General features: G+C 68.5%; 4 protein-coding genes. 1 reads left to right on the top strand and 3 read right to left on the bottom strand.

Features of this window, described 5'->3' with window-relative positions; translation table 11 throughout:
• Nucleotides 1–251: 251 nt before the first annotated feature.
• Together cutA and C1I98_RS34435 are read right to left on the bottom strand one after the other, a co-directional pair.
• Nucleotides 252–590, bottom strand: coding sequence for a divalent-cation tolerance protein CutA (gene cutA / locus C1I98_RS34440; protein WP_111171507.1), 339 nt, complete (start codon nt 588–590; stop codon nt 252–254).
• A 242-nt stretch (nt 591–832) separates the two neighbouring features.
• Entirely contained in the window at nt 833–1,525 is a 693-nt protein-coding gene (locus tag C1I98_RS34435) for an MBL fold metallo-hydrolase (RefSeq protein WP_199537442.1), read from the bottom strand.
• Between the two features lie 662 nt (nt 1,526–2,187).
• Between C1I98_RS34435 and C1I98_RS43330 the strand changes: the two genes are divergently transcribed.
• Nucleotides 2,188–2,505: a hypothetical protein gene (locus C1I98_RS43330; protein WP_199537441.1), complete on the top strand. Its 318-nt coding sequence runs from the start codon at nt 2,188–2,190 to the stop codon at nt 2,503–2,505.
• A 972-nt stretch (nt 2,506–3,477) separates the two neighbouring features.
• Here the strand turns inward: C1I98_RS43330 and C1I98_RS34425 are convergent.
• Nucleotides 3,478–5,190: a putative quinol monooxygenase gene (locus C1I98_RS34425; RefSeq protein ID WP_111171506.1), complete on the bottom strand. Its 1,713-nt coding sequence runs from the start codon at nt 5,188–5,190 to the stop codon at nt 3,478–3,480.
• Between the last annotated feature and the right edge of the window lie 269 nt (nt 5,191–5,459).

Below are 5,459 nucleotides of genomic sequence, written 5' to 3'. Positions count from 1 at the left end.
CCCTCCGACACCGCCCACCAGCGCCGCCCGAAGGACACACCCCGGACCAAGCACGAAAAGCGGCCCCGCCCGGCGACCACTACGCCGAACTCCCGCACGGTCCAGCAGGGCTGCCCGGAGCGCCCTCGCCGGGCGAACCACCGAAAGCGGCCCCCGCTCGGTGACCGGCACGCCTTGCCGCTGGGAACAACGCGGTACGCAGCTTGGCAGGTGACGCGCCCGCGGCTGCAGTAGGCGGGTGTACCAGTGAGTCAGCCGGGCGATGAGCCGGCTTGTGCGGTCTCCGCGTCGATCCAGGACAGGTATTCGGCACTGCCGGTGAGGATCGGGGTGGCGATGATCTCAGGCGTGTCGTAGCCGTGGTTCGCCTTCATGTGCGCCTCCAGGTCGCCGTAGCGGTCGCGCGTCGTCTTGATCAGCAACTGCCACTCCCGCGCCTGCTCAAGCGCCCCCTGCCACCGGTACACCGACGTGATGGGGCCGACCAACTGCACGCAGGCCGCCAGCCGGGCCTCCACGATGCCCCGGGCGAGCGCGATTCCGTCCTCCTCGCTCTCCACCGTCGTCAGCACCTGCACATAGTCCGCCATGAAGCCTCGATTCCGCGCGCTCGACGAGATGATGCGGGCCCTCCCGATGGTTCTACACCGCCGGTCTGCCGGTGCTGGAACGGCGAGCGGCCACGACGGCGCGAAACGCCGGGCACGGGCGCGCAACGGAGCACGGCGGTCGGTGGAGGGAGGCTCTGCCGTACGGGATGGGCCCGGCGAGCCGAACGCCCCTGACCGGCCTGAACACGAGGAGGCCCCGCTGGAAGAACCTGGTCTTGCGGTCACTCCCCGCGAGAGCTGAGGTAGGCGTCGATGACCTCGATCATCCGATCCCGCCCGAAGCTCGGCTCATGGCCGGGATGCACCACTCTGACGGGAAGGTCACGAAGCCGGCGCATGGTCGCCCGGTACGCCGCAGGGTCGGACCCGGGCAGGCTGTCCAGCAGCGGCGCATCGTAGATGACGTCACCGGAGAAGAGCACGCCGCCGTCCTCGTCCCAGAGCGCGATGCCGCCGGGCGTGTGCCCGGGCAGGTGCAACACGGTGAAGGCGCGGTCGCCCAGATCCACCGGGTCGCCCTCCCGCAGCAGCCGCGTCGCGGGCGCGGGCACGGCGTCGTACGTGGCGATGTCGTACCCGCCGTACGGCAGCGCGTCGACCAGCGCCTCGGGCATCGGGACGCCGATCTCGTCCAGCAACGCGTGAAACTCCGCCGGGAGGTCGGAACCGATCAACGTGCCGAACTCCGGCTCCACCAGCGACAACGCCTCGGCCTCGTGGATCCATCGCTCGGCGAACTCATGCGCGCCGCCCACATGGTCGTAGTGGGAGTGGGTGAAGACCACGACGGGTTCGCGGGCGAACAGGTCGGGCGCGGCGTCCCGTAGCGAGGCCACGCCGCAGCCCGCGTCCACCAGTAGGTCACGCTCGCCGCCCCGGACATGCCAGATGTTCGATCGCAGCAGGATGCACATGCGGTTCCACCAGCATGGTGATCGAATCATCGACCTGCCGCCGGTCGAACCACCGCGAGGCCACCGGAAGGCCGCTCACCACGGCCGCCGGACATCGATGAGCCGCAGACCAGAGTGGCCCGCCCCGGCCGTAACGTCCGGGACGCGCGGCGCTCCCGCCGCATCGTCGCCGATCTCTCCGAACGTCCGCGCACACGACCGGCCTTGGGAGCCCATCACGTCACCTCTCACCGCCGAGCAATCCCGCCGGGTGGTGTAAACGGGACGTCTGGATCGGGCATCGCGCAGGTCGCTCACCCGGCCACAGAAAAGCAACGATGAGCACCAAAGGCATGACGACCTGGAAGACATGCCCAGGAGCCGATGTTCGGCACGGCGAAGTACCACAGCGCACGCGAAACACCCGACGCCAAAACGCGCCGATAAAGGGCGGGGGACACACAATGAGCCATTCCGAGTAACGGCTTGTGACTGTGGGTAGTCGGTGGACAGCACGGGAGAAGTGGACAACGACCGATCACGGTGCCAGAGTCGAACGGTCGAGAAGTGCTCGATTTATCGCACTAGTCGGGATTTCTCATGCCAAAAGTGGCGACTCAAGCGTCCGTGTCGCTGGACGGTTTCATCGCCGGTCCGGAGAACGGGGGGTTTGAGTACCTTTCGTGTGGTGCCGTGCCGGCGATGTCGAGGTGCCCACCGCGCTGCCGGGCCTGTCGTACAAGGTCTCCGAGGCGTCCGCCGACTATGTCCGCGACATGATCGAGGGCTATGGGGCTCTGGTGGTCGGGCGAAACCAGTTCGACGGCATGGACGGGTGGGGCGGACAGCACCCCGCGGCTTCCCTTCGGGTGGACGGCGGGCCGGGCGGGGTGAACCTGCCCGGCCCGCCGTCCGCCAGCGCTGTTGTCGTGGTCTCTCTCGTGGTCGCGGGTCGCGGGTCGCGCAAGGTCAAGGACGCGCTCGCCCTCGAACTCCGGTGACGATCGCCCGGCCCGGTGTGCTCGGCCCACGCGGTGTTCCACCCCGGGTGACCCGTTCCGCCGAGATCAAGCACGTTTCGGTCGACCAGGCCCCGCGTGACTACCTGCTCGAGTCCTGTACACCGCCCGATCCCGCGGTGAGTGCGCTGATCGAGCGCACGGAAGCGGTCGGTGACGCGGCAGGCATGATGGTCCCCGCCGAGCAGTTCCAGCTTGAGCTCGCGCGGGAGCGCCCCTTTATGAAGTTGATCTGTAGGAGGACCACCTTCATACCCCGCGTTCTGCGTCTTTTCGTTGTACCACAACGGATCCGGGCGTGTCCCCAACCCCCAAGCAGCACCGACTACCCACAGTCACAAGCCGTTACTCGGAATGGCTCAATACCCGCCGCACAGAATCACAGACCACTATATCGGCACCGAGGGCAGCGGCGGACCCTCCGTGCCGTGCGGAGTGTTCGGACGGAGCCCGATACGGGAAGACGCGGCTGAGCGAAGCGACGGCGATTAGGAATGGCGTCCAAGAGGGTGTTGTCAGTGGGAGCGCTCGCATCGGGTATCGGGTAGGTCGACCATTTCGGCCGCGGGAAAGGTTCCACGACTCCGTGGGATGCGACCCCCGTCAGCAACCGTGCTGCGGCCGGAGGGACTTACCGTACGGAATTGGTACCGAAACCTACGGCACACCACCAGCAACAACGTCGGGCGAAGCCCGACATCGGGAAGAGCGTCCGAGCGAAGCGAGGGCCGAGCCTTTCGCCACCGCAGTGCGAAACGGCGAGGTACCACGACTCACGCGAAACGCCCGGCACAAGAGCCGACCGGCAACAAGCCGGCGGCTGAACAGGGCCTGCCGCATGGAGACCGAGACCGGAACATGTGGGAAAGCAGGGGCTCGTGGGATGGGGAAGAACGGCGCGAAAGCGCGGAAAGAAGTGACCGGGCGGGAAGAACAGCGCGGAATCGAGAAGGTTCAGATGAACGCCGTCGGCAGCGGGACGACTTTGGCGGCGTTGACGGTGAGTTCGATGACGTTGGTGGCGAGGACGAGGGACTGGCGTTCGGTGACGAAGCGTTGCACGTGGGGTTGCCGCTGGTGTTCGGCGAATGCGACATCGTCCCGGTATAGCTCATACACGATTCGCTGCAACGGTGCCGACTTCACCGCGTGGCAAGAGTAGACCAGCGTGTCAGGTTCGTTCTGTCGGACGCCGTCCACGGTGGCCTCGGCCAGGTGGTCGAAGGCGTCGCCCGAGCCGTCGATGAGCGTGAAAACGGTGAGCAACCCGTAGATGCTCGGCGACGGCCGACCACCCCCACCACCGCCCGTGTTGGGGCCATGGCCGGACGTCTCGGGGTATACCACCCCGGTTCCGGGCATGCTGTACTCCTGCTGCTCGGCGCGGCGTGCCCGCCGGCCGCCGCGACCGCCCGCCATGCGGGCGTGAGCGCCCGTTTCGGTGCCGCGCCTGCCCCGGCCGCCGCGCGGCGACTCGAAATCGCCGGTGGCCCCGCCGGCCGGCCCACCGAAGAAGCCGTTCGCGGGAGGCTCCTCGAAAGGCGGCGCCTCCCCGTAGGAGGCGTCCCCATAGGACGGATCCGCGAACGGCGAGCCGCCCTCGTCGGCCCGCATGCGTGCCGCGTAGTCGACGTCCTGCTCACCCGCGCGGTACTCGGCCACGAGGTCGCCGAGCCCGGACCGCCGTCTGCCCTGCTGGGGCTGCGGTTGCCCGCTCTCCGGCACGCCGCCTTCCGCGGCGAAGCCGTGCCCCTCCCGGCGCCCCCGCTCCTCCATCCGGCCCTGCTCGGCGAACGCCTGGTCGGTGCGGGAGCGGGCGGGTTCGCGAATTGGTTCGTGGATCGGTTCGCGGGCGGGTTCGCGGATGGTCTCGCGTACCTGGTCGCGGGCCTGGGCCCCCTGTTCGGCGACCGCGCGCCGCCGCCCCTGCTCCGGCCGCTTGACGGCGGCGGTGTCCTCCTCGTAACCGTCCTCTTCCTCATCCTCCTCGTCGTCGTAGGGCGCGAGCGGGCGGATCAGCGCGTACCAGGTGGCGGCCGCGCCGACCGTGAGGATGACGGTGGTGAAAAGGCCCAGCGAGGAGAATCGGAGCACGCCCACGAGCGCGATGCCGACCGGCCCGATGACCAGGACGGCGTGCAAGTTGTCCATGTCGTACTCGTCGCCGTCGCGCCAGCGCAGCCCGGCGACGATCATCGCGCCGACCATGATGGCGACCGTGGCGGCGTGCGCGGCGGCGAGCAGTGAGGCCGGGAACAGGCTCCAGTGGGTGCTGCCGACCGGCAGGGATTCGCTGAACGACCCGCCGTTGTTCACCGGGTCGACGACCATGATCACTATACTGACGAAGGTCAGCGCGCCGCCGAGCAGCCATGCGGCGAACTTCGGCGGGGTCTTCCTGGCCAGGAGTTGCACCGCGCCGATGGCCAGCCACAAGGGGGCGACGAGGGAGCCGGTGATCTGGTAGAGCCGGAAGGTGGTGGCGCCGAACCCGAGCAGGTGCCCTGCCGCGACCACGCCGAGGGCCAGGCACAGTGCCACCGTGGACGCGGTCCACGCGCCCAGCCAGCCGACCGGCTCGTCGCGCAGCCGCCTGATCAGGGCACCGGTGGCGATGGCGGCGAGGAGAGCACCGGCGAATCCGATTACGGCGACGACGTTTTCCATGGTGCCTCCAATGCTGCCGGACAATAGCCCCCAACCGGTAGCGGAAGCGGGGAGCGGCCGTGTCAGGTGCAACGGTCCACCAAGGTAGCCGCCGGGCGGCCCATGCCGCGACGCTCCCCCTCCGATGTTATGGCCCACCACATACCCACGATCTAGGGAGATCCGGAACCCACCAGGCCACCTCGCCGGATCGGCAAGGCCAGGACCAAGCGGATTGTGAAATTTCCCGATCATTCCTAGAGTGTTCGAGCAGCCGACCCCTTCCCCCC

The sequence above is a fragment of the Spongiactinospora gelatinilytica genome, assembly GCF_003236385.1.
Classification (GTDB): domain Bacteria; phylum Actinomycetota; class Actinomycetes; order Streptosporangiales; family Streptosporangiaceae; genus Spongiactinospora; species Spongiactinospora gelatinilytica.
The sequence above is the reverse complement of the archived record's forward strand: the minus strand, read 5'-3'. Positions and strand labels throughout refer to the sequence as shown.

Coding starts and splice junctions, on each gene's coding strand:
- C1I98_RS34435 (WP_199537442.1), bottom strand. CDS start 1,525: ATGTGCATCCTGCTGCGATCGAACATCTGGCATGTCCGGGGCGGCGAG.
- cutA (WP_111171507.1), bottom strand. CDS start 590: ATGGCGGACTATGTGCAGGTGCTGACGACGGTGGAGAGCGAGGAGGAC.
- C1I98_RS34425 (WP_111171506.1), bottom strand. CDS start 5,190: ATGGAAAACGTCGTCGCCGTAATCGGATTCGCCGGTGCTCTCCTCGCC.